This is a genomic window from Blautia sp. MB18-30 (assembly GCF_023669475.1).
Taxonomy (GTDB): Bacteria; Bacillota; Clostridia; order Lachnospirales; family Lachnospiraceae; genus Blautia_A; species Blautia_A fusiformis.
The window spans coordinates 15967-41190 of record NZ_JAMOYY010000018.1 but is presented as its reverse complement, the minus strand read 5'-3'; the positions used below and the strand labels follow the sequence as shown (position 1 = coordinate 41190).

19 protein-coding genes are annotated in these 25224 nt (G+C 45.2%); 4 read left to right on the top strand and 15 right to left on the bottom strand.

What is annotated here, in order from left to right; genetic code table 11:
* Nucleotides 1-124: 124 nt before the first annotated feature.
* From codY to NCY57_RS09965, 4 genes are all read right to left on the bottom strand, one after another.
* Nucleotides 125-910: a GTP-sensing pleiotropic transcriptional regulator CodY gene (codY, locus tag NCY57_RS09980; RefSeq protein WP_015524350.1), complete on the bottom strand. Its 786-nt coding sequence runs from the start codon at nt 908-910 to the stop codon at nt 125-127.
* Nucleotides 911-1055: 145 nt separating this feature from the next.
* Complete coding sequence (gene topA, locus NCY57_RS09975) at nt 1056-3128, bottom strand: type I DNA topoisomerase (protein ID WP_021651815.1); 2073 nt, start codon at nt 3126-3128, stop codon at nt 1056-1058.
* Between the two features lie 75 nt (nt 3129-3203).
* A complete protein-coding gene (dprA, locus tag NCY57_RS09970; RefSeq protein ID WP_110103465.1) occupies nt 3204-4091 on the bottom strand; it encodes a DNA-processing protein DprA in 888 nt (295 codons plus the stop codon).
* Between the two features lie 25 nt (nt 4092-4116).
* Complete coding sequence (locus NCY57_RS09965; protein ID WP_237972620.1) at nt 4117-5652, bottom strand: YifB family Mg chelatase-like AAA ATPase; 1536 nt, start codon at nt 5650-5652, stop codon at nt 4117-4119.
* A 220-nt stretch (nt 5653-5872) separates the two neighbouring features.
* On the opposite strand from NCY57_RS09965, the gene NCY57_RS09960 reads away from it, so the two are divergent.
* On the top strand, nt 5873-6088 hold the full coding sequence (locus tag NCY57_RS09960; RefSeq protein ID WP_015524345.1) for a helix-turn-helix domain-containing protein: 216 nt from the start codon (nt 5873-5875) through the stop codon (nt 6086-6088).
* Nucleotides 6089-6192: 104 nt separating this feature from the next.
* Here NCY57_RS09960 and NCY57_RS09955 read toward each other — a convergent pair whose 3' ends face one another.
* The 6 genes from NCY57_RS09955 to NCY57_RS09930 form a co-directional block, all read right to left on the bottom strand.
* Nucleotides 6193-6951 (bottom strand): hypothetical protein, encoded by a 759-nt coding sequence (locus NCY57_RS09955; RefSeq protein WP_173740019.1) that lies wholly within the window; start codon nt 6949-6951, stop codon nt 6193-6195.
* 60 nt (nt 6952-7011) lie between these two features.
* Nucleotides 7012-8970, bottom strand: a complete 1959-nt coding sequence (locus NCY57_RS09950) for a fructose-1,6-bisphosphatase (RefSeq protein ID WP_173740018.1) — start codon at nt 8968-8970, stop codon at nt 7012-7014.
* Nucleotides 8971-9068: 98 nt separating this feature from the next.
* On the bottom strand, nt 9069-13562 hold the full coding sequence (locus NCY57_RS09945) for a PolC-type DNA polymerase III (RefSeq protein WP_021651820.1): 4494 nt from the start codon (nt 13560-13562) through the stop codon (nt 9069-9071).
* Entirely contained in the window at nt 13562-14626 is a 1065-nt protein-coding gene (ispG, locus tag NCY57_RS09940) for a flavodoxin-dependent (E)-4-hydroxy-3-methylbut-2-enyl-diphosphate synthase (protein WP_021651821.1), read from the bottom strand. Before ispG ends, NCY57_RS09945 begins: the two co-directional genes overlap by 1 nt.
* An 84-nt stretch (nt 14627-14710) precedes the next feature.
* Nucleotides 14711-15859: a toxic anion resistance protein gene (locus NCY57_RS09935; protein ID WP_250789633.1), complete on the bottom strand. Its 1149-nt coding sequence runs from the start codon at nt 15857-15859 to the stop codon at nt 14711-14713.
* 71 nt (nt 15860-15930) lie between these two features.
* Nucleotides 15931-17166: a 5-bromo-4-chloroindolyl phosphate hydrolysis family protein gene (locus tag NCY57_RS09930; protein ID WP_250789632.1), complete on the bottom strand. Its 1236-nt coding sequence runs from the start codon at nt 17164-17166 to the stop codon at nt 15931-15933.
* Nucleotides 17167-17315: 149 nt separating this feature from the next.
* Here NCY57_RS09930 and NCY57_RS09925 point away from each other — a divergent pair, with 149 nt between their 5' ends.
* Nucleotides 17316-18341: a branched-chain amino acid aminotransferase gene (locus NCY57_RS09925; protein WP_059085425.1), complete on the top strand. Its 1026-nt coding sequence runs from the start codon at nt 17316-17318 to the stop codon at nt 18339-18341.
* A 147-nt stretch (nt 18342-18488) separates the two neighbouring features.
* Here NCY57_RS09925 and NCY57_RS09920 read toward each other — a convergent pair whose 3' ends face one another.
* Entirely contained in the window at nt 18489-18983 is a 495-nt protein-coding gene (locus NCY57_RS09920; RefSeq protein WP_015524334.1) for a dihydrofolate reductase, read from the bottom strand.
* A gap of 23 nt (nt 18984-19006) precedes the next feature.
* Nucleotides 19007-19855: a thymidylate synthase gene (gene thyA, locus NCY57_RS09915; RefSeq protein WP_015524333.1), complete on the bottom strand. Its 849-nt coding sequence runs from the start codon at nt 19853-19855 to the stop codon at nt 19007-19009.
* Between the two features lie 224 nt (nt 19856-20079).
* Between thyA and NCY57_RS09910 the strand changes: the two genes are divergently transcribed.
* A complete protein-coding gene (locus NCY57_RS09910) occupies nt 20080-20610 on the top strand; it encodes a VanZ family protein (protein WP_138277249.1) in 531 nt (176 codons plus the stop codon).
* A 129-nt stretch (nt 20611-20739) separates the two neighbouring features.
* Here the strand turns inward: NCY57_RS09910 and NCY57_RS09905 are convergent, their stop codons facing one another.
* The 3 genes from NCY57_RS09905 to NCY57_RS09895 all read right to left on the bottom strand — a co-directional run bounded on the left by NCY57_RS09905 (nt 20740) and on the right by NCY57_RS09895 (nt 23786).
* Nucleotides 20740-21168 carry a hypothetical protein gene (locus NCY57_RS09905; protein WP_092071388.1) on the bottom strand — a complete coding sequence of 143 codons (429 nt, stop codon included), beginning with the start codon at nt 21166-21168 and terminating at the stop codon, nt 20740-20742.
* Nucleotides 21169-21205: 37 nt separating this feature from the next.
* The gene (gene malQ / locus NCY57_RS09900) at nt 21206-22750 is read right to left on the bottom strand and encodes a 4-alpha-glucanotransferase (RefSeq protein WP_250789631.1); all 1545 of its coding nucleotides are present in this window, start codon (nt 22748-22750) and stop codon (nt 21206-21208) included.
* Nucleotides 22751-22847: 97 nt separating this feature from the next.
* The gene (locus NCY57_RS09895) at nt 22848-23786 is read right to left on the bottom strand and encodes an alpha/beta fold hydrolase (protein ID WP_110103467.1); all 939 of its coding nucleotides are present in this window, start codon (nt 23784-23786) and stop codon (nt 22848-22850) included.
* A gap of 240 nt (nt 23787-24026) precedes the next feature.
* On the opposite strand from NCY57_RS09895, the gene NCY57_RS09890 reads away from it, so the two are divergent.
* Nucleotides 24027-25190 carry a DUF5067 domain-containing protein gene (locus NCY57_RS09890; protein WP_227574214.1) on the top strand — a complete coding sequence of 388 codons (1164 nt, stop codon included), beginning with the start codon at nt 24027-24029 and terminating at the stop codon, nt 25188-25190.
* Nucleotides 25191-25224: the final 34 nt, after the last annotated feature.

Below are 25224 nucleotides of genomic sequence, written 5' to 3'. Positions count from 1 at the left end.
TTTCTTAATTTCATTATTTATTTTGATTTTATGAAACAGACAAAAAAGAGACTCCCACGCTAGCGGGAAGTCTCTTTTGTCACGTTCTTTATCTTATATCAAGCATCTGACAGTGCTGATCACATTATGCCTTCTTGCTTCTCTGTGCTTTTATCTCCTCAAGCTCATCAAAGATCACTTCATTAAGAACTTTAATGTAAGTTCCCTTCATACCGGATGAACGGGATTCGATCACACCTGCACTCTCGAATTTACGCAGTGCATTTACGATCACGGATCTGGTGATACCTACACGGTCAGCGATCTTGCTGGCAACCAGGATACCCTCATCCCCATCCAGCTCATCAAAAATATGGATGATCGCCTCAAGTTCTGAGAAGGACAGTGTACTGAATGCCGATTTAACGATCTGCTGTTTTCTGTCTTCTTCTGCGTTCTCGTCATGAACCGCACGCATCATTTCCAAGCCTACAACTGTTGTACCATACTCGCTGACAATAATATCCTCAATATCATAGGGATGATCATTGCGGTACATGAATAACGTTCCCAGTCTCTCACCTGCAATATCGATCGGATTCACGATTCCCTGATAATTTCCGGGTACATGCTCAAAGCCAAGTGTCTGGAGATTGACATTCTCCTTTGTGGAAAGAACACCAAGAAATCTCTCATTCAATAACGGGTCGATATGTCCGCCGATTTTGTCATCGATCAGCTCTGTGATCTCATCCACACCCGGGCAGATACTGACTCCCAGAACCTTACCTTTCTTACTGAGTACCAGGATATTGGAACTTAAGGTTTCCATGAGCACCTGGCAAATGTCGTTAAACACTACCTTGCTTGAGCTGCTGTTATGCAGAAGCTTATTGATTTTTCTAGTTTTATCTAGCAACTGAACGCTCATTTTTCCTCCTTTCACTTTCGTACTTTGAAAGAAATCGTTTTTCTAGTCTAATATTACACGTTATTCTGGAAATTTACAAGACTTTTTTATATTTTTTTATTTTTAACGGGATTTTCTGAAAATTGGTGGAAAAGCATTTATTCAATCAATCTTCATCTTTTGGTTTTTGTTCCACATATCCGCAGGTTTCCTGGCTGCAAACCAGCTTATTTCCCTTTTCGAGCATATAATTACCACATTTCGGACATTTCTTTGCAGAAGGTTTCTGCCAGGACATAAAATCACATTCCGGATTATTCTCACATCCGTAATATTTTCTGCCTTTTTTCGTTTTTTTCATGACAATTTCGCCGCCGCACTTCGGACATGCAACACCGATCTTCTCATAATATGGTTTTGTATTACGACAGTCCGGAAATCCGGGGCATGCAAGAAATCTTCCATGAGGACCGTACTTGATCACCATGTTGCGGCCACAGTTGTCACAGATCACATCCGTAACCTCATCCTGTATATCAACTTTCTCAAGCTCTTTCTCAGCCTCATCCACATCATGCTTCAGATCCGGATAGAAGTTACGTACAACCGTTTTCCACTGTACGGTACCTGCTTCCACGCAGTCCAAAAGTCCCTCCATAGTTGCTGTAAAGTTTACATCCACAATACTTGGAAAAGCCTGTTTCATAATATTATTAACAACCTCTCCAAGCTCTGTGACGTAAAGATTTTTCTGTTCCTTGGATACATAGCGTCTGCTGATGATCGTTGTGATGGTCGGCGCATACGTACTCGGACGTCCGATTCCAAGCTCTTCCATAGTCTTTACAAGTGAAGCCTCTGTGTAATGTGCCGGCGGCTGTGTAAAATGCTGCTCCGGCTTCAGTTCTTTCAGCTTCAGCTCCATACCCTTTTCCAGACTTTGACTTAAAACATTGCCCTTTTTGTCATCGCCTTCTTCTGTGTACACAGACATAAAGCCATCAAAGGCAACCTTGGATGCTGCAACCGTGAACACATACTCACCTGCTCCGATCTTGACAGACGTGGTCTCATAACGTGCCGGTGCCATTCTGCTCGCCGCAAAACGTCTCCAGATCAGCTGATATAAACGGAACTGATCCCTGGTCAGGGATTCCTTCACCAGAACTGGTGTCCTCGCAATATCTGTAGGACGGATCGCCTCATGAGCATCCTGTATCTTCTGTCCGTTTTTGATTGCCTTCTCTGTCTGAGAAACATAATCCAAACCATACTGCTCAGAAATATAAGTTCTTGCTGCTGCATCTGCTTCCTCTGAAATTCGAGTAGAATCTGTACGCAGATAGGAGATCAGACCTACCGTACCACTGCCTTTTACATCCACACCTTCATATAACTGCTGTGCCAGGCGCATAGTCTTCTGCGTAGAAAAATTCAGTGTCTTGGCAGCTTCCTGCTGCAGAGTACTTGTGGTAAACGGAAGGGGAGCGTTTTTGATCCTCTCACCTTTTTTTACTTCTGTGATCTCATATTTACAGTCTTCCAGACTTTTCAGAATCTCATCCATTTCCTGACGGTTTCTGATCGGAAGTTTTTTATCTGTTCCATAGAACTTGGCTGTCAACGGTTTCTTCTCACCCTTTACCTGAAATTCACCCTCCAGGCTCCAGTATTCTTCAGGAATGAATGCATTGATCTCATCTTCTCTGTCACAGATGATACGCAGTGCCACAGACTGTACACGGCCTGCACTTAAGCCTCTTTTTACCTTGGCCCAGAGCAGCGGACTGATGGTATAACCTACCATACGATCCAGCATACGCCTGGCCTGCTGTGCATCTACCAGATTCATGTCCAGTTCCCTGGCCTGCTTGATGGACGCCTTAACTGCTGTTTTTGTTACTTCATTAAATGTGATCCTATGCATCTTTGCAGTATCTGTCTTCAAAGCCTGCATCAGATGCCAGGAAATTGCTTCTCCCTCACGGTCAGGGTCAGTTGCAAGATAGATCTTATCTGCTTTTTTTGCTTCTTTACGAAGTTTTGCAAGAAGCTCACCCTTTCCCCGTATTGTAATATACTTCGGTTCAAAATCATTGTCCACGTCAATACCAAACTGGCTCTTGGGAAAATCCCTCACATGACCGTTGGACGCTTCTACTGTATAATTTGCCCCCAGAAATTTCTTTACTGTCTTCATTTTAGCAGGTGACTCTACTATCACCAGATTTTTGGCCATTTTACCTCTCCTAATCTCATTCTGCCTTCCTGTCCGGCTTAAAAAATCCTGCTAAATCTCCGGGCAAAAAAGCATTTATTCAAGTCTGATATAATACTGTCTCCCGGTTTCCTTCACAAGCCCCATCAAAATAAGCTGTCCCAGGATCCCGGCTGTTTTTCCCGGTGAAAAACCGGTTTTTCTGATAATATGATCCAGATTTTTTGGTCGTAAATCGAGACAACTATACACCAAATCCAAATCCGTTGCAAGTCCTAACTTGCTTTTTTCAGACAAATTTGTCTTTTTTTTCACAGATAATCCCCACTCATCCAGAAGTATTTCCGGAGAGTATGCAATTCCTGCTCCGTCGTAGATCAGCTTGTGACAGCCTCTGCTCAGCGCATCATTTACCGCTCCCGGAATGGCGTATACCATCTTCCCCTGTTCCAGTGCACAGGCAGCTGTGATCAGTGATCCGCTCTTTTCTTTTGCTTCCACCACAAGCACCAGATCTGCCAGTCCACTGATGATCCGGTTCCTTGCCGGAAAATAATATGCCCTGCCTTTGGTACCTGGTTCATATTCGCTGATGATCCCTCCGTTTTTTTCGGGGATCCTCCGGTAAATACCTCTGCTGGATGAAGGATAACAGATGTCCACACCATTTCCCAGCACGGCAAAGGTCGGGGTACCACCTTCCAGAGCACCCTTGTGGCCCTCAGCATCAATGCCGGCCGCCATACCGCTGATCACCTGTACCCCATGTTCGCTTAAGAATTTTCCGTAATTAAAGGCCTGTATCCGTCCGTAAGGACTGCACAGCCTTGCTCCCACGATCGCCGCTGTAGGTTTGGCATCATCCGGAAAGCTTCCAATGTAATATAATTGTTTTGGCATACCGGGAAGTTCCTTAAGTCTTGCCGGATAAACACTACTGTCCTTCCGGGCACACCGGATCCTTGTTTGCTGTATTTCTTCCATATAAAATACCTTCCTTTTTTCTGTTTTATGACCAGTATTTCTTATCATATGCCCGGTAAGCCAACGCCTCGCAGATATGTTCTTCCTTTATCTTTTCGGAAGATTCCATATCCGCGATGGTCCTGGCCGTTTTCAGGATCTTATGATATGCTCTGGTACTGAATTGAAACTGCTCATATGCCTGCTCCAGAAGTTTGTCTGCCCCTCCCGTCATTACACAGTATTTTTCCAGTTTTCTTCCGTCAAGCTCCCCATTGAAGCAAAATTTTTCCTTTTTGTAACGTTCTCTCTGGATCTCCTGTACTGCTTCCACCCTCTTTCTTATTTGAGCAGAGGATTCCCCTGCAATTTTCTTTTTCATTTTTGAAAAACTCACTGCCGGAACTTCTGTGCAGATATCAATACGCTCCAGGAGAGGCTGGCTGATCTTTCCAAGATAATGCGTGATCTCCCCTGACGTACAACGACATCTGTTCATATCCGGGTAAAATCCGCAAGGACAAGGATTCATCGCTGCCGCCAGCATAAAACTAGCCGGAAAAATATAAGTTCCGGCAGCTCTGGACAGATGGATCTCCTTATCTTCCAGCGGCTGACGCAGGATCTCCAGGCTTTTTCTGGAAAATTCCGGCATCTCATCCAGAAAAAGAACACCTCTGTGTGCAAGAGTGATCTCCCCCGGCCCCGGTATCCTGCCGCCACCTGCCAAAGCCTGAGGGGAACTGGTATGATGCGGACTTCGAAAAGGCCTCTGCCGGATCAGCGGATCTTTTTCCGTGAGAAGTCCTGCCACACTGTATACCTTGGTGATCTCCAGGCTTTCCTCAAATGTCATCTCCGGCATAATGGTCGGCAGACGTCTTGCCAGCATGGTCTTTCCGGATCCTGGCGGTCCGATAAAAAGAATATTATGAAAACCGCTCACTGCGATCTCTGCCGCCCGCCTGGCTCCTTCCTGCCCGCAGATATCCGCAAAATCAACCTTTGGTATTTCCGGTTTGTTTTCTGTTTTTTCTTTTTCCTGATACGCAGTTGTATAAGTGTTTGGGTCTCTCAGACACCGGATCATGTCATTCAGACTTTTTACTCCAAACACCGGCATATCCTTCACCAGATTCCCCTCCCGGATGTTTTCCTCCGGAATAACGCAAAAGCGTAAGCCCAGCTCTCTTGCGCGGATCACCCGAGGCAAAACTCCGGCAACCCCATGGATCTCTCCATTCAGACTGATCTCTCCTACGATCATAACTCCTTCCAGAAGATCCGGTTCCAGAATTCCGGCAGCCGCAAGTACTGCAGCCGCCACAGGCAGATCAAAACCGGCTCCTTCCTTTTTCATATCGGCAGGTGCAAAATTTACAGTTACTTTTTTTGGTGGCAGACAAAGCCGGTTGTTCTTAAATGCAGTCCGGACTCTTTCCTGGGCCTCTCTCACCTGGGCAGAGGGAAATCCTACCATAGCAAAAGAAGGCAGACCATCACTGACATCTGCCTCAACCTGGATCTCACGTACTTCCATTCCGTAGATCGCTGCTGATAAAACACTCGCAAACAAATACATTCCTTTCTGCGAAAAAAACGGATCCCGATCTTCCATCTTTTCGTCTTTTCAGGTCAGGCGGATATTCGAAATCCGCATTGGTTAAAAACAAGGGAATTTTCAGATAGACATTTTCTGAATTTTAGAAGATAATAAATTTAGTATAGTCCATTTTGCTCTCTTTTGCAAGGGTGCATTTCGTTCTGTTTTATACTTTCAATAGAAAGAAGAGGTGAGCACAATGAAATTTCAGCGTATTCAGGATTTACGTACAGACGCGGATCTGTCCCAGAGAGAATTAAGTGAGATTCTTCATATCAGTCAGCGTTCTTATTCCCATTATGAAACGGGATCCCGTAATATTCCTATCGAAATGCTTATCCGGCTGGCAAATTATTACGACACCAGCATCGATTATCTCGTCGGCCGCACAGACCGCAAAAAAATGATCAAATAAAGAGATCCCCGGAAATGTGGAACAGTTTCGGGAATTCCTGTATCGGGATTCCCTGATTGCCAAAATCCGGGGATTCTTTATTTTACCGTGTTTTATTTTTTTGATCATTCCGTATAATAGGTTTCTTCTTCTCCGTAGGGAATCTCATATTCTTCTGTATTCTCATCAGAAGAATCTTCACTGCTTTCGCTGTAGGATTCCTGTTCATAGGAATTTTCGTTGCTTTCATTATAGGAAGCATCTTCTTCGGAATTTTCGGATACTTCCAGGGATGGCTCCTGCCGGGTCATAATAGACTCTGTTTTCGGATAGGTCAGAGATCCATCTCCCCGTTCATATGTTTTTACCTTCACATAAAGCTCACCACTTTTATCGAAAACAAACTCTCCTTTTGCCTTATTCCCTTCGGAATCCTTAAAACGGAACTGTGTGGCATTTCCTGCTACCTCTGCAGTCACATCTGCTTCTGCGGTCATGGAAGGATCTTTTCCATTCACTCTCTTATAGGTAAAGGAAACAGATTTCAGGCTGATATCATAAATATCGATCGTTGTCAGCCCGTCTTCGCTGTACCAGATCCCTTGATAATTTTCCGGTTCAAATGCCGGAAGGATTGTCGGGACCGGTGTCAATGACGGTGTCGGTGTCGCTGTCGGAACCGGTGTTGCTGTTGCTGCCGGAGTTGCTGTCACCTCCGGAATACTGTCCAATGCAGCCAATGCGGCCTCTCTTCGTTGTTCTTTTTCCACCTTATCCCTGTGGGAAACATACAGCATCCCTCCAAGTCCTGCCAGAATAAACAGGATGATCAACAGGACCAGAACCGCTCTCAGCCGTTTTTTTCTTTTTTTGTTTTTTCTCATCTGCATCACCTCTGTTTACTATAGCATACAGGAAACGCTTCTTGTATTTCTCAATTCTGCTTATTTTTTCTCTTTGATGATACCTTTTCTGTAAGCTTCCAGAAGCTGGATCAGCTCACTGATCCTTTCCTTCAGAGCAGTTCCGGTATCGGTATCACCGACCAGAGTACGTTTGTTATTGTAGTGAACTGCTACCCTGTTGGAAACAATATCCTGCTCCTGGGCTACCGCTTCTTCCGCAGAAGTAAAAGGCTCATGAGCAGACAGGATCAGCCCGTAGGAGTTATAAACCAGTGTATAACCGGCAATCCCCGTAACCTTCTGATATGGTCTGGAAAAACCGCCGTCGATCACAAGAACTTTGCCATTGCATTTTACAGGACTCTCTCCCTCACTCTGGTGAACCGGCACATGCCCGTTGATGATGTGACCTTTTTCCGGATCCAGTTCAAATTCACGGAGCAGATCATCTACAACATTCTCATTTTCCAGAAGATGATAGTAGGCATTTTTAGTTTCTTTATGTGTTTCCTTATCTTTAATAAAATAACGTTCAAAGGTGGTCATCTTGTCTTTTCCGAACAGTGGTGAATTCGGAGCTGCCCAGATATACCACATAATATCCCTGCCTTTACGCTTTTCATCCTCATTTACAGAGAAAAACGCCCGGCGCACATAAGTCTCAAGAACATCGTACAATTCTTTTCCTTTGTAGGTTTTTCCATAAATCTGGACTTCTTTCAGACTTCCATCCTCATTAAGCGGAATACTTCCATGGAACAGAAGATTTCCATTATAAGTTTTATAAAGGCCTCCCTTGTCCAGAAGAAGCCGGACATGATTCTGCAGTTTCTCGCAGTTTCGGAACGCGGAATCCAAGCGTTCCATTACATCCTTTTCCTCTGTAGTAAGTTCATATGGCTTTTTCCAGTCAATAGTAGGAAAATATGTATCGGTCAGCGGATATTCTTTTCCGTCCGGAAGTGTGATCATTCCCTTTTTCGGATCGATCCTATGAAGCAAACAACGCTTTTCCATATGGAATTCTTTGTGCCGGCGGATCAGCTGACCCTCCAGCTTAAACTGGATAATGGCAATAGCCTTGTGCATTTTCCGTCCAAGCTCTTCTTCCAGAATACTATAGTTATTGGCATCTCCCTTCATCTCAAAAGCAGTACATGGATCATCCTTATAAGCCTCCATTGCAAAGGTTGCCAGAGGCATGAGATTGATCCCATATCCATCCTCAAGAATATCCATATTTCGGTAACGGATGCTGTTCCGGATCACCGTTGCAATGCAGGCTTTCTGTCCTGTAGCAGCTCCCATCCAGACCACATCATGATTTCCCCACTGGATATCCAGCGAATGATATTTCATCAAACGATCCATGATGAAATGCGGGCCCGGACCTCTGTCATAAATATCTCCCAGCACATGAAGATGATCCACAACAAGACGCTGGATCAGTTCTGCCAAGGCAATGATAAAATTCTCTGCCCGGCCGATCTCAATGATCGTATTGACGATGGCATCGTAATATGCTTCTTTGTCCAGAACTTCCGCTTTCTCTGTGATCAGCTCCTCGATCACATATGCATAGTCTGCAGGAAGTGCCTTACGGACCTTGGAACGGGTATATTTGGATGCCGTTGTCTTGCATACTTCGATCAGACGATAAAGTGTGATCTTATACCAGTTCTCCATGTCTTCTTCCTGTTTTTTTACAACCTCCATCTTTTCCTTCGGATAATAGATCAGTGTGGCAAGAGAACGTTTGTCGCTGTTGCTTAAGGTATGTCCGAATACATCATCGATCTTTTTTCGTACAGCCCCTGATCCATTCCGAAGAACATGGGAAAACGCATCGTATTCTCCATGAATGTCCGACATGAAATGCTCGGTACCTTTCGGAAGGTTTAATATAGACTGCAGATTGATGATCTCTGTTGAAGCCTTTGCTATAGTAGGATACAGCTCCGCAAGTCGCTGCAGGTATCTTAATTCTTCTTTTTTCATAGTATCTGGTATCCTCCTGGGAGTTCTCACTGCCAGATCAGCCTTCAGGATAAACGGCAGTATTTTTTATTTATTGTAAGCCCTTCCGGTATCATATATCAACCCGTAAAATCAAACAGTGACATCTGATTGGACTGCGGGATATCTCCGAAAAGATCCATATCATCCATCAGATCGATAACGGTCTTGCTGACCTTGGTACGATCACGGAAATCATCCTTGGAAAGGAATCTGCCTTTTGCGGCAGCATCCACAACTGCCTCTGCTGCCTTATCTCCAAGACCCTCTATGGTATCCAGAGCAGGCATCAGTTTATCTCCGATGATCTGGAACCGGTGTGCCTTTGCCTTATAAAGATCGATCGGCACAAAATCAAAACCTCTGGCGTACATTTCCTGTACGATCCTCATATCCTTCAGTGTATCCTGTTCCTTCTTGGATGCCTCATCACCTTTTTTCCGGATCTCCGCCATATAATATTCCAGACGTTCTTTTCCCATGCACATCAGTTCATAGGAAAAGGAAGTGGCACGGATACTGAAAAATGCTGCATAATAAGCCAGTGGATGAAACACTTTATACCAGGCGATACGATACGCCATCATAACATAGGCTGCCGCATGGGCTTTCGGGAACATGTACTTGATCAGCTTACAGGACCAGATATACCAGTCCGGAACATCATGCTCTTTCATAGTCTGGATCCATTCCTCACGAAGACCCTTTCCCTTACGGACACTCTCCATGATGGTAAACGCCAGACCACTTTCCACTCCTTTTCCGATGAGATAGATCATAATATCATCTCGCGTACAGATTGCTGTGGAAATGGTAGCTGTACCATTCTGGATCAATACCTGGGCATTTCCAAGCCATACATCCGTGCCGTGGGAAAGTCCAGCAATACGTACCAGGTCGGAAAAATATTTCGGCTTGGTATCGATCAACATCTGCATGGCAAAGTCTGTACCAAACTCCGGGATCCCGAGGCATCCCAGCCTGCAGCCGCCGATATCCTCCGGACTGATCCCCAGAGCCTGCGTTCCCGCAAACAGGGACATGACATCTCTCTGGTCCAGCGGAACTGTTCTTGCACTGATGCCGGTCAGATCCTCCAGCATACGGATCATGGTCGGATCATCGTGTCCAAGTATATCAAGCTTCAGAAGATTTCCGTCAATGGAATGGTAATCAAAATGTGTGGTGATGATATCACTGTTCACATCATTGGCCGGGTGCTGCACAGGTGTAAATTTCTCAATCTCCTCACCCATAGGCAGTACGATGATACCTCCCGGATGCTGGCCAGTGGTACGGCGGACACCGGTACAGCCCTTCACGATACGGTTGATCTCACAGTAACGCTTGTGCTGCCCCCGTTCCTCATAATAGTTCTTCACATAACCAAATGCGGTTTTTTCCGCAAGGGTACCAATGGTTCCCGCCTTAAAGGTCTGCCCTTTTCCGAAGATAACCTCCGTATACCGGTGGGCATTGGCCTGATATTCACCGGAAAAGTTCAGGTCGATATCCGGCTCCTTATCACCTTTAAAACCAAGGAATGTCTCAAAAGGAATATCAAAGCCTTCCTTGTTCATCCTGGCACCGCATTTCGGACAGATCTTATCCGGCATATCACATCCTGCCATACCCGCGTATTTTTTCACCTCAGGGGAATCAAAATCACTGTATTTACAGTCCGGATTCGGACAGAGATAATGAGGCGGCAGAGGGTTTACCTCCGTGATACCGGACATGGTCGCTGCCAGAGAAGAACCTACAGAACCACGGGATCCAACCAGATAGCCGTCCTCATTGGACTTCCACACAAGCTTCTGTGCAATGATATACATTACCGCATAACCATTGGAGATAATAGAATTCAGCTCCCTGTCCAGGCGGTCCTCCACGATCTTCGGCAACGGATCTCCGTACATTTCGTGGGCCTTCGTGAAACAGATATTCTTAAGATCCTGCTCGGAGTTCTCAATGACCGGTGGAAATTTATCCGGATGGATCGGTGATATCTTCTCGATCATATCCGCGATCTTATTGGTATTGGTGATCACCACCTCTTCCGCCTTTTCACTTCCCAGATAGGAAAATTCCTCCAGCATTTCCTCCGTTGTACGAAGATAAAGCGGGGCCTGGTTATCTGCATCAGAAAATCCGTTTCCTGCCATGATGATCCGTCGGTAAACCTCGTCCTGAGGATCCATAAAATGCACATCACAGGTGGCAACCACCGGTTTTTTGAACTGTTCTCCAAGTTTTACGATCTTCCGGTTTATCTCTTTTAAGTCTTCCTCAGAATTGATCATATCATGTTTTTCATCCGCAAGCATAAACGCATTGTTCCCAAGAGGCTGGATTTCCAGATAGTCATAAAAATTTACCAGTCTGGCGATCTCCTGATCCGGTGCATTGCGAAGAAGTGCCTGATAAAGCTCTCCTGCCTCGCAGGCACTTCCCACCAGAAGGCCTTCCCTGTATTTTTCCAGCACACTTTTGGGAACCCTTGGTCTTCTGTGATAGTACTTTAAATGGGACTGGCTTACCAGCTTGTACAGATTGATCCTTCCGGTCTCATTTCTTGCAAAAACAATAGCATGGTATGTGGGCAGCTTTCGGATGGTATCCGGTGAAACCGCACCCTGCCTGTTCATCTCATCCACATCAAAAATATCTCTTTCTTCCAGCATCTTTACAAACCGCACAAAAATCTCTGCGGTACATGCCGCATCATCCACAGCTCTGTGGTGATGATCAAGAGAAACACCTACTGCCTTGGCTACCGTGTCCAGTTTAAAACGGTTCAGGGCAGGAAGAAGGAATCTAGCCATACCAACGGTATCCACATAAGTAAAATCATCCGAAATCCCCTGCCGTTTACAGTTTTCAATAATAAAGCTCATATCAAAGTCCGCATTATGGGCCACCATTACGCAGCCCTCACAGAATTCCAGGAATTTCGGCAGTACTTCCTCTATCACAGGTGCATCCAGGACCATGGAATCATTGATGCTTGTCAGCTGCTCAATACGGAACGGAATGGGCACTTCCGGGTTTACAAAGGTGGAAAAACGATCTGTGATCTGTCCTTTTTCCACTTTTACCGCGCCAATCTCAATGATCCTGCAGGTTAGTGCTGAGAATCCCGTAGTCTCAATATCAAAAACAACAAAATCTCCATCCAGCCGCTGCCCTTTGGAATTGGTGACCATACCCTTCAGATCGTCTACCAGATACGCTTCCATTCCATAGAGCACCTTAAAATCAGACTCCTTTGGAACACAACCGCCCCAGGCATCAAAGCAGTGATTTGCCTCCGGGAAGGACTGCACCACGCCATGATCCGTGATAGCGATAGCCTTATGTCCCCACTCATAGGCACGTTTTACCAATGCCTTTGCATCGCTGACACCATCCATATCGCTCATCTTGGTGTGACAGTGAAGCTCCACACGCTTCTGAGGACTGGTATCCATTCTTGTGCTGGTAAAATTGGCGATTTTCTTGATACCTGTAATATTTCCAATAGTAAGCTCACTGTCAAAACGGTCAATGGTGGTAACTCCCTTCAGCTTCAGGAATGCGCCTTTTTTTACACTTTCCGTCACTTCCGGAACCTGCTCGTTACGCAGAAACATCTTCACAACAATACTGTCCGTAAAATCGGTCACAGGGAAGATCAGGATCGTTTTCTCATTTCGGATCTCACGAGCTTCCACATCCATAACCTGACATCGGATGATAACCTCACCCATCTCACCGGTAATGCTCTCCAGCGGAATCGTTTCTCCATCAAAATCTCTGCCGTAAACCACATCCGGATTGCTGTCCCTGCGGAATCCGAAGCTGCCGCGGAAATCCCCCTTCTGAACCTTCTGCTGTTTTTTGTCAACGGATTTCTTCTCGTTTGTCTTTTCGCCGCTCTTATCTCCAGAGGTTTTCTTTGTCTCTTCCCTGGCTGTATCCTCCTGCTTCGGTTCGCTTTCCTGATCCCCGCTGAGTTTGGCATGCTTCAGGACATTTTCCACTTCCTGTTTGATCTGAAGTGCAGCATTTTTCCGGTATTTACTCTCTTTCACTTCCACAAAATCCAGTTCCACTTTCAGATCCATACCGCAGCGTTCACAGAAAACCTTATGAAAATATTCAACAAGTATTTCGCTTTTCTGTCTGGAAATAACCGTATCCGGAAGCTCCATACGCAAGGTATCTTTTCCTGTAAAAATGATTTTTGATCTTCGGAACAGATTGTACTCCAGCATGTTATAGTTGCGCAGCTCCATCTCCATACTGGAACGGTAGCTTTCCAGAAAGTTCTCCGGTGTATACTGCTCGGAAAGATGAAATTTTTCCACAACTGTTACAGTCATGGGAATCCCCGGAAAGCACTGCCGTTCGATCTCATCCTCCAGCGCAAAAATATTCTTCTTGTGTATCCAGCGGCTGCTTTCGATATAAACCCTCAAATGAGTTCTTCCGGGGTTCATGGAAACCTTTGTCACAAATACCATGTCCAGAAGTTCTTCCAGCTCTTTCTTCACTTTAAGATGCGGAAATACATCAAAAAAATCTTTCTCCATTATGACTCCTGCTCATTCCAGGTAAGAAGTTCCTGACGAAGTGTATCCAGAAGATCCGTTTCCGGTACTTTTTTTACAACCTCTCCATGCCGGATCAGAAGGCCAACACCATCGCCTCCTGCAATTCCGAGATCTGCTTCCTTTGCCTCTCCCGGTCCGTTTACCACACAGCCCATAACCGCAACCTTGATATCAAGAGGAATATCCTGTACCATGGTCTCTACCTGGTTTGCAAGGCCGATCAGATCGATTTTTGTTCTTCCGCAGGTCGGACAGGAAACAACCTCCACGCCTCCTTTGCGAAGTCCCAGCGTTTTCAGGATCCTTTTGGCTGATTTCACTTCTTCCAGCGGCGCGCCTGTCAGAGAAACACGGATGGTATCTCCGATTCCCTGATACAGGATGATCCCAAGTCCGATAGCTGATTTGATATTTCCCGAATACAGAGTTCCTGCTTCTGTAATTCCCACATGAAGAGGATACTGTGTTTTTTCTGCGATCAGTTCATGGGCTCTGGCGCACATGAGAACATCAGAAGATTTGATGCTGATCACAAGATTGTCATATCCCATCTCTTCAATGATGTGCACCTTATCAAGAGCACTCTCCACAAGTCCTTCGGCTGTAACACCGTGATATTTTTCTACCAGTTCTTTTTCAAGGGAACCGCTGTTTACTCCTACACGAATAGGGATATTCCGTTCCTTTGCTGTATCCACAACTGCCTGGATCCTCTCTTTGGAACCGATATTTCCCGGATTGATACGGATCTTGTCCGCACCGTTCTCCATGGCTGCAATGGCAAGGCGATAATCAAAATGGATGTCCGCAACTAGCGGAATATGGATCTGTTTTTTGATCTGGGATAAAGCCTTCGCAGCTTCCATAGTAGGAACTGCGCAGCGGATAATATCACAGCCTGCTTTTTCCAGAGAAAGGATCTGCGCAACCGTTGCTTCCACATCTTCAGTTTTCGTATTGGTCATGGACTGGATAAGGATCGGATTTCCTCCTCCGATAACACGATTTCCAATTTTTATTACTTTTGTATGATCTCTGTACATAAAAATCTCCTTTATGAATCCTGAAAGGCAGGTGTCTTCAAACGCCCTGCCTTTCCTTTCCGAACTATCTTTTTACTCTTACTCCTAACGTCGGATCTCCAGCAGCTTTGTTTTCAGTTCGTTTTCCATACGTCTCATATCTGCCTCTGCTGCCTGACGTTTTTCACGGCCTTCCTGCTGGATCTTCATCACATCATCCAGTGTCTGGATCAGTTCCTGATTGGTTTTTTTCAGAGTTTCAATATCTACAATACCACGCTGGGATTCCTTTGCAGTTTCCACAGATGCCAGGTGAAGCGTTTCCGCATTTTTCTTCAGAAGTTCATTGGTAAAATCCGTAACCTGCCGTTGTGCCTGTGCGGCTTCTGTGGAGTGCGCGATCCCTAGAGCCAGCACCATCTGGCTTTTCCAGAGAGGAATGGTATTTACAATGGTTGTCTGGATCTTCTCGATCATCGTCGTATCATTGTTCTGGATCATGCGGATCTGCGGTGCAGTCTGCATAGAAATGGTTCTGGTAAGCTCCAGATCATGAAGCTTTTTCTCAAAGCGGTCACATTTGCTTTCCAGATCATTGGCAGCCTGTGCATCTTCCGGAAGTCCGCTTGCCGCTGCCTTCTGATGCAATTCGTTGAGCTTGCCTTCTCTGACTTCCCTAAGCTTCTTTTTACCCGCAAGAATGTACATGGAAAGTTCTTTAAAGTATGCAAGGTTCTGCTCATACATTTTATCCAGCACGGCAGAATCTTTCATCAGACGCATCTGGTGCTGCTCCAGAGCTTCCGTGATCTTCGTCACATTTCCCTCGGCCTTTGTGTAACGGTTTTTCAGAGTTTCCACCTTCGCTGTCTGTTTTTTGAAAAAGCCGAAAAATCCCTTTTCCTCTGTGGCATCAAAATCCTTCAATTCTCCTACCACATTTGCAAGAAGCTCTCCTGCCTCCCCAAGATCCTGTGTCTTCACATTTACCAGCGCTGCATCAGAAAAATCTGCCATCTTCTTCTGAGTGCCGGCTCCGTACTGCAGGATCTGGTTTGTATTTTCAATATCGATCTTTGCTGCAAAATCTTCTACAATTTTCTGTTCCTGGGGAGATAACACCGGTTCCTCTACTGCAGGCTCCTGGGGTTTCTCCGGTTCTTTTTTTACAATTTCTTCTTTTTCTTCCGTGAGATCCGGTTCCAAAGTCAGCACCGGTGCTTCTACCTCAAAGTCTTTAAATTCTTCTCCCATAAGCATTCTCCTTGATCAGCTGTACCTTCCGGCAGATGTCTGTATTCCAGCTTCTGATCTGCTCGTTGTACTTATTTCATTTCCGCATTCTGTTTCATTTTTTCGAAATCATCCTCTGTCAGTCCCTCCTGTGCCAGAACTGTATGCAGCACAGAAATATCGGTAGATACATCCCATGCGGTATCCCGGAATATGGAATCCAGAAGTTTCTCAAAAGCAATATTCAGTGTATCAATGGTTTCTTCAATTTCTTTCTTGGAAGCCGTGATATTCTCGCCCTGTACAGGCTGTCCATCCATATCCTCATAAGCATCCAGAAGCTTCACAGTCATGGGCAGATAGTAATCCATCATTTTCTTAAGATCCGGAATCACCTCCGGATGCTCTCCTGCACGCTCAAAAATTTTCTGAACGATCATTTCCATCCTGGAAATCTTTGCGGAAATTTCTTCCCCGGGAATGGCGTCATTGCTCTCACGGATCTTTACCAGAAATTCATTTCCTTTTCTCAGGACTTCCTGGGCTTCCGGACTCATATTCTCCTCCAGCTGAACCTTAGGATCTGCTTCCTGTTTACGAAGCTCCAGCTGCTTCTGTGTTTCCAGATACTGCTGATAGGTCTCATTACTGGTGATCAGACAGGTTCCCTGCTCATCCACATGGCCTTCCAGAAACCAGCCCTTCTGGATCATTCTGCTGATATCTTTTTTTACAAATTTCTCGTTCTTTCCTGCTGCCTGAGCAAGCTTCTGAAAATTACAGTAGGTGTGGTCTCCCAGCGCACGGATATATTTCTGGAAACGTCCCAGTCTTCCGAGACGGCTTGTTCCTGCTCCCAAAAGAGCACCGCCACCTGCTGCGCCTGCACACATCACTCCAAGCACACCTGCTGCAAGTGCACCGCTGTGTCCAATGCCCATCCAGATCAGAAGCACCATGGCTCCAAGCCCCATGCCACTTAAAAGTATCCCACCGGAAACTGCCATCATCATGCCTTTGAGATTCTCACCGGTAGTCTTTCCGTAGAGCAGTTCCGACTGTTTCCTTGCAGCCTGCTGCTTTGCTTTTCTGCTTCTTCCGTAATAAGGGCTCTGGTATGTATAGCTTTTCTTACGGAATTCCGGATCAGTACCCGGATCAAACACGGAATTCAACGCATTTTTCAGTGCTTCGCTTCCGGAATCAATGGCCTTATTTACTGTCTGGTTGATCGTATGGCTTAATTCGTGATAGCTGTTTGAATTCACTGCATTATCTACAATATCCTGAATCTTTTTTCCAAGGTCTTCAAATTCGTGATTGTCCATTTTTCCCTCCAGTCCATAGATAATTTTTATTATATCGAAATCATATTAAAATTACAAGCAAATGAAAAAAAGGAACAAAAAACTATTGAAGTCATCACGTAAAAGTTTTACAATGGTAAAAAGTAAAAATTGTAAACGGAGGAATCGTTATGGAAAAAAAGAACATCGACTGGTCCAGCATCGGATTCGCTTACATGCCAACCGACTACAGATATGTGTCTAATTTTAAAGATGGAAAATGGGATGAGGGTACTTTAAGCACAGACCCTAATATCGTACTCAACGAGTGTGCTGGTGTGCTTCAGTATTCTCAGAGTGTATTCGAGGGTCTGAAGGCATACACAACAGAAGACGGACATATCGTTACTTTCCGTCCTGACCTGAACGCAGAGCGTATGGCTGCATCTGCAGCAAGACTTGAAATGCCGGTATTCCCGAAGGAAAGATTTATCGACGCTGTTGAGCAGGTTGTTAAGGCAAATGCTGCATGGGTTCCACCATATGGTTCCGGCGCAACACTTTATCTTCGCCCGTACATGTTTGGTTCCAACGCCGTGATCGGTGTTAAACCGGCTGACGAATATCAGTTCCGTATCCTTACAACACCGGTTGGTCCGTACTTTAAAGGCGGCGCCAAACCGATCACGATCCGTGTCAGCGACTATGACCGTGCCGCACCTTGCGGAACCGGTAACATCAAGGCTGGCCTGAACTACGCAATGAGCCTTCATGCTATCGTAGATGCTCACAAACAGGGCTTTGATGAGAACATGTACCTTGATCCCAAGACTCGTACAAAAGTTGAGGAGACAGGCGGAGCAAACTTCATCTTCGTTACTAAAGACGGCAAAGTTGTAACACCGAAGTCTGACAGCATCCTTCCTTCCATCACACGTCGTTCTCTGATCTACGTTGCAAAGGAGTACCTTGGACTGGAAGCTGAAGAGCGTGAGGTCTACTTTGATGAGGTTAAAGATTTTGCAGAGTGTGGTCTTTGCGGTACTGCTGCAGTTATCTCTCCTGTCGGAAAGATCAATGATCACGGCAAAGAAATCTGCTTCCCAAGCGGAATGGAAAAAATGGGTCCGGTCATCCAGAAGCTGTACGACACACTGACCGGTATCCAGATGGGACGCATCGAAGCACCGAAGGGATGGATCCACGTAATCGAGTAATTACCGGATTTTCGTCATTATACATAACATTAAGCACCAAAAAACAGACCGCCGTATTTTTTTCGGTGGTCTGTTTTTTTATTATTTCTTCATTGTTTTTCTGTACAAAGCGGGCATTCTCATTCTGCTTTATGATCTGTGCTCACATTATCTATCTTTTCTCTCGTATTTCACAAACGCATATTCCAGATCAAAGTATGTCTGTTCTTCACTCTCCGCTGTGATCTCCCAGTCCGGGTCCTCATCCAGGTTTGGGAAATACGCATCCGCTTCATATGCAAAATCGATTTTTGTCACATGAGCTGTATCACAGTACGGGAGCATCTGTTTGTAAATACTGTCTCCGCCGATACAGTACACATCCTCTGCCGGATATTTCTCCACTTCCTTCAGTGCTTCCTCGATGCTGTGAACGATCACCGCACCTTTTACCTGATAATCCCTGTTGCCGGTGATCACAATGTTGGTTCTGTTTTTCAGAGGAAGTCCGTTTGGAAAAGACTCCAGTGTTTTTCTTCCCATAACAACCACTTTTCCTGTAGTTTCCTCACGGAACATCTTCATATCTGCCGGAATACTTACCAGAAGTTCATTATTTCTTCCGATTCCCCAGTTTTTATCTGCTGCAACAATAATATTCATTCTTTCTTCCTTTCTTTATGCAATTATACTGCAATGGGAATATTTTTGATCTGTGGCCATGTCTCATAATTCTCCACGATCAGATCATCGGTGGTGAATTTATAAAAATCCTTTATCTCCGGATTCAGTTTTACTGTCGGTGCAGGATACGGTTTTCTGGAGATCAGTTCTTTAATTACCGGAATATGACGATCATAAATATGGCAGTCTGCGATCACATGAACAAGCTCTCCGGCTTCCATATCGCAGGCCTGTGCGATCATCATGAGAAGAAGAGAATACTGACACACATTCCAGTTGTTTGCAGCAAGGATATCCTGAGATCTCTGGTTCAGCACCGCATTAAGGACCAGCTTGTCTTTTCCGGGTTCCTTGGTTACATTGAAAGTCATGGAATAGGCACATGGGTAAAGATTCATCTCGTGGAGATCCTGATGTACATAAATATTGGTCATGATCCTTCTGCTGTACGGATTGTTCTTAAGATCAAAAAGAACTCTGTCTACCTGATCCATCATTCCCTCTTTATACTGATGCTTCACACCTAACTGATAGCCGTAGGCTTTTCCGATGGAACCGTTCTCATCTGCCCAGCTGTCCCAGATGTGGCTGTGAAGATCATGGATATTATTGGATTTCTGCTGCCAGATCCATAGAATCTCATCCATTGCACTCTTTAACGCTGTTTTTCTTAAAGTCAGTGCCGGAAACTCCTTCCGGAGATCATAACGGTTCACAACACCAAATCTCTTGATGGTATAAGCCGGAGTTCCATCCTCCCACACAGGACGTACCTTCTCACCTTCTGTGCTGGTTCCGTTTTCTATGACATCTTTGCACATGTCAATGAATATATTATCTGCAAGACTCATTTGTTGATTTCCTCCTGTAATTTTCTTCTATTCGATCCCGGGCTGCTTTTTTCTTAAAAATGCCCCTGAAATTTATTTTATATTCTAACACATTTCAGTCCTTACTGTCCACTTCCCCTTTAACCTCCTATCCCATTTAACCTTCTCTCCCTGTTTTTCCTTTTCCCTGTTCTTTTTCTGTATTTTTCTGGACTTTTCCATGCGGGAGTGCTATATTAAGAGCCATGAAAATACTGATTACATTATTAAAACCTTTTTCTTTTGCACCTGCGATCCTGATGATGTGCGTGATCTACTCTTTTTCCGCACAGACCGGAGATGTTTCCGGTGCCCTGAGCTACAAGATCAGCTACCAGATCGTAGAAACCAAAAACGAAATATTAGCTTCCGGCAAAAGCCTGGAACAGCTTTCCCAGGAAGCTGCAGATATCGAATTTTATGTCCGTAAGGCTGCTCACATGACAGAATACTGCCTGTTGGCCATATCTATTTCCTTCCCCCTCTATGTATACGGAGTTCGGGGAATCTGGCTGATGCTCCTTGCCGGATTTGTATGTGTGGGATTTGCTGGACTGGATGAATACCATCAGTCTTTTGTAGAGGCCCGCGGACCTTCCGTAAGGGATGTAGGGATCGACAGTTGCGGAGCAATGATCGGAATTTTGCTGGTACAGGCATTCTGCTGGTCTACCTTACATACCCCCAACAGAAAAAAATCTCGAAAAAAACGCAGAAACGCGCAAAGACGCAGATAACTGTTTTGCGATCTGCCTGATCTAAAAAACGGAACATAGATAAGGATTTTTTTGCCTTATGATGTTCCGTTTTTGCTATTACTAATCGTCATATCTCAGCAGGCATTTTACTCTCACCTGCATCCAGTTTTATTTTTCGTCTTTCTCCTCCGGTGCGTCATCCAGATTTTCCGCAAGATGCGCCCGCTCCGCAATTGACATTTTTTTCTTTGCCACGGTTTCCGGATTTTGAGAAGCTTCCTCTGCCGCTTTTTTCGCAGCAGCTTCTTCCAGCTCATGTTTCTGTGCGCCAGCCTTTGCAAGATTACGGATCGCCATGATCAGAAGCACTGCTCCGATCACAACAAAAATACCTCCCGCTGCCAGAAATACCACACCGGAGTCTTCTGCTCCGCTTATGACACTGGCGCAGAGACGATATCCTGTATACACAAGATAGCCTCCTGCAAAGATCCACAGAAGACTGCTTCTTGTGGAAGAATTTCCCTGTCCGGAATTCTTTTCCTCAGCAGTTTCCTGCTGCAGCTCTTCCTTATTTTCTCTTTTCTGTTCTTCCATGATGTATTTCTGTCCTTTCTGATATCCTTATATTTCTCTATTTGTCAGATATCTTTTCCCTGTCAGCTTCTGTTTTTTCCTTCTCTTCCGTTTCTTCTTTTACAAGTCTTCCATAAAGCTTTGTCATTTTATAAATCTTCTGAATAATTGTTTCATTGAGCTGGCCTTTTTTCATACGCCACTTCCAGTTGTCACCAAGAGTTGACGGTTCATTGATCCTTGCCTCATTTCCAAGGCAGAGATAATCCTGTACCGGGATCACACAGCGATCTGCAACACTGGACATCGCCGCACGTATCATGCTCCACACTGCCGCAGTCTCATGCTTGCCCTCACAGCCAATATAGGCCCTGGCAAAATTTCGATCATGCTGGCTCAGATTGCGGAACCATCCTCTTGTTGTCTCATTGTCATGAGTACCTGTGTAAACAATGCAATTCCTTTCATATCTGTGCGTCAGATACGGACTGTCCTCATTCTCGTCAAAAGCAAACTGCAATACCTTCATTCCCGGGAATCCGGATTCTTCCACCATCTCGATCACACTGTCTGTAAGGAGACCAAGATCCTCTGCGATCACATCCAGCTTTCCAAGATTCTTTTCAAGCGCACGGAACAGATCCATTCCCGGTCCCTTTTCCCAGTGACCGAACTGGGCAGTTTTATCTCCGTACGGAATGGAATAATACTCATCAAAGCCTCTGAAATGGTCGATCCTTACCACATCATAAAGCTTCATACAATTTGCCATTCGGCGTATCCACCATGCATAGCCTGTTTTCTTGTGATATTCCCAGTCATAAAGCGGATTTCCCCAGAGCTGCCCTGTGGCGGAAAAAGCATCCGGCGGGCATCCGGCAACGCCGATCGGAATATTTTCCTTATCAAACTGGAACAATTCCGGCTGTGCCCAGGCATCCGCACTGTCAAACGCAACGTAGATCGGGATGTCTCCGATCATCTCCACTCCCTTAGCATTTGCATAAGCTTTCAATGCTGTCCACTGTTTAAAAAAGCAGAACTGCTGAAAACAGTAAAATCCCACTTCTTTTGCAAACTTCTCCCTTTTTTCAGCCAATGCAGCTTTTTCTCTGTTTTTGAGTTCCGTAGGCCATTCGATCCAGCTGATCCCATTCAGGCTGTCCTTGATTGCCATATACAGGCTGTAATCTTCCAGCCAGGCAGCATTTTCTTTTACAAACTTCCGGTACTCCTGATCTGTCTCACAGTCATAATTTTCAAAGGCTTTTCTCAAAAGCCGAAATCTGGAATTATAAATCTTCTCATAATCCACATAGCTCTCGTTTGTACCCCAGTCACAGTCCTCGCAATCACTTTTATCCAGATATCCCTCTTTTACAAAAGCCTCCAGATCAATAAAATACGGATTTCCCGCAAAGGTAGAAAAAGACTGGTATGGTGAATCTCCATATCCGGTAGGTCCGAGAGGAAGAATCTGCCAGTATTTCTGTCCTGCTCTTGCCAGCTGGTCTACAAACTCATATGCTTCCTCAGAAAAGCATCCGATCCCATATTTCGATGGCAGACTGGACACTGGAAGTAAAATCCCACTTGCTCTCATAATTTACGAATCCTCCTGTTTTCTCAGTAGTTGCGCCCTCTCACAGATGTCTGCAGGAGCACTCAGATTTTTATTATATCACTCTGTCACAGAGCGTTCAAAGTCCTTTTTTGCAGATATATGTAAATATATCATGATAAACCTTTTCCCTGTCTTTCTCATTCAGGATCTCGTGGCGCATTCCCGGATATAATTTTCCCCGGACATCCCGGTATCCTGCACAACGCATGGCACGGACAGACTTCGCAAACTGTCTCACATTTCCCATGCAGGGATCCTCCGCCCCACTAATAAACAGCACCGGCATTTCCGGCTTTGTACACTTCCAGTGCTTCACATCATAGGCTCTTTTCATCAGGTCAAAAAGTGCCAGATATGCATCATCCGTAAAGGTAAATCCACAGTATTCTGAATCCGAATAATCCTGCACAACCTGCGGATCAGAGCAGATCCAGGAAAAACGGTTTTTTTCTTTTTTAAAGTGCATTGCATAGCTTCCAAAAGACATCATCTCGATCAGACCCGCACTGTGTTTAGGCCCGAAAACAGTCTTTCCCGCCTTTGCCAGAGCTACTCCGACCGGCCGAAATGCATTATAGCTGGGTGAGCCGCAGACGATCAGCATATCCATACAGCTGTCATGATGCGCTGCATAGGCACGAACTGCCAGAGAGCCCATGCTGTGTCCGAAAAGGATCAGCGGAATACCTGGGAAATGATCCTTGATCAAGCAGTTCACCGTATGGATATCCTGCAGCATGGCATCCGCCCCACCACCGTACATATATCCAAGATCCTCTTTACTGCGTACGCTTTTCCCATGGCCACGGTGATCATGGATCACACTTATATATTTTCGCTCTGCCATATATTCCATAAAAGGAATGTAGCGTTCCTTGTACTCACTCATTCCGTGAACGATCTGTATAATCCCACGGTATTTCTCATTACGTTCCAACTCCGGCACTACTGCCAGGCAGGAAATTTCCAATCCGTCTGCTTTTGAAGGAAATGAATACTGAATTGTCCGTAACATATATTTCACCTCACCTTTTCTGCTGCATAAAGCGGGCATTCGCATTCCGCTTTGTCACCTGTACTCAACCACTTTTTCTGTGTCTTCCAGTATATCATAACACAGGGGGTTTCTCAAACAGTAAACCTATGATATAATCGTTACGGTAACATAGGGTGATGCTGTTTGCCCGCAAATGCAAACAGATATCCTCTGACCCACCCACCCGAAAACCAGAATGACTTATTGTAAGGAGGAATAATGAATACAGAAGACAATAATGATTTTTATGACGATGAGCTCTCCAGATCATTGATCTCCAATGATTTTGAAGACGACACTCCCCACAGAAAGAAAAAAAGCAAAAAGCCTCTTGTGATCTGTCTGATCATCCTTCTGATCGCTGCCGCAGCCGGCGGAACCGCCTGGTATATGATGCAGCGCCATAAACCGGTAGAAGCCACAGAAGAATTTCTCACAGGCATGCAGAACATGGATTTTACCACAATGGAGAACCTTCTCCAGAGTCATGATCTCAGTGCTCTGGATGATGCAGATATCCGTGATTCTGCTTACACAGATTTCTTCACTACCGTCAACAAAAAAATGACCTACAAGATCACCAAAAACAAATTTGACATCCAGAACGGAACTGCCAGGATAACGGTTCACATGAAATATATTGACGGAACCAATATCTATGCAGCAACTATTCAGGAATACACCCGTAAGGTTGCTGTCGCAGCCTATGCCGGAAAGGAAATGACACAGGATGATATCCAGGAAATGCTCGCTGCACTTCTTGCCGAAAATGCTTCCACAGCTGATGAGAAATACAGTGAGATCGATATTACCTATCCTCTGATCAAAATCGGCAGCGACTGGAAGATCGTTTCTCTGGATGACACCACAGTCAAGGTTATGTGCGCAAACTTCAAAAGCGTAAAAGACGAAATATCATCCCAGCTTACGGATGACAGCACAGATAGCAGTTCTGCCGCTGCAGAGGATTCTTCCACCCCAGGCAGCACGGCCTCTGCTGAGGGTACAAGTGCATCCATTGATATTACAACTGACAAATTCTCCGTCCGTTTCAAACAGTTTGCGATTTCCAAGGACTACGGCGGAAATCCCTGTCTGATGATCTACTACGACTATACAAACTCCGGCGATTCCCAGTCCAGTGCATTTGTAGACTTCACCCTGCAGGCTTCCCAGAACGGAGAAGTTCTGGAAGGAACTTATCCGGAAGCCAGCGATGATGCTGTAGATAACTACATGAGCACCATTGATCCCGGAAAAACCGTCACTGTATGCCAGGTATTTCTTCTGAAGGATACTACCAATGATGTAACGCTTCAGGGCAAAGAAACTCTGAATGTAAGCGGCGGACAGACAACCTCTCAGATTCTGAAGCTGAAGTAAGATATCGGAATCGCCTGGCGGATATTTACGATCC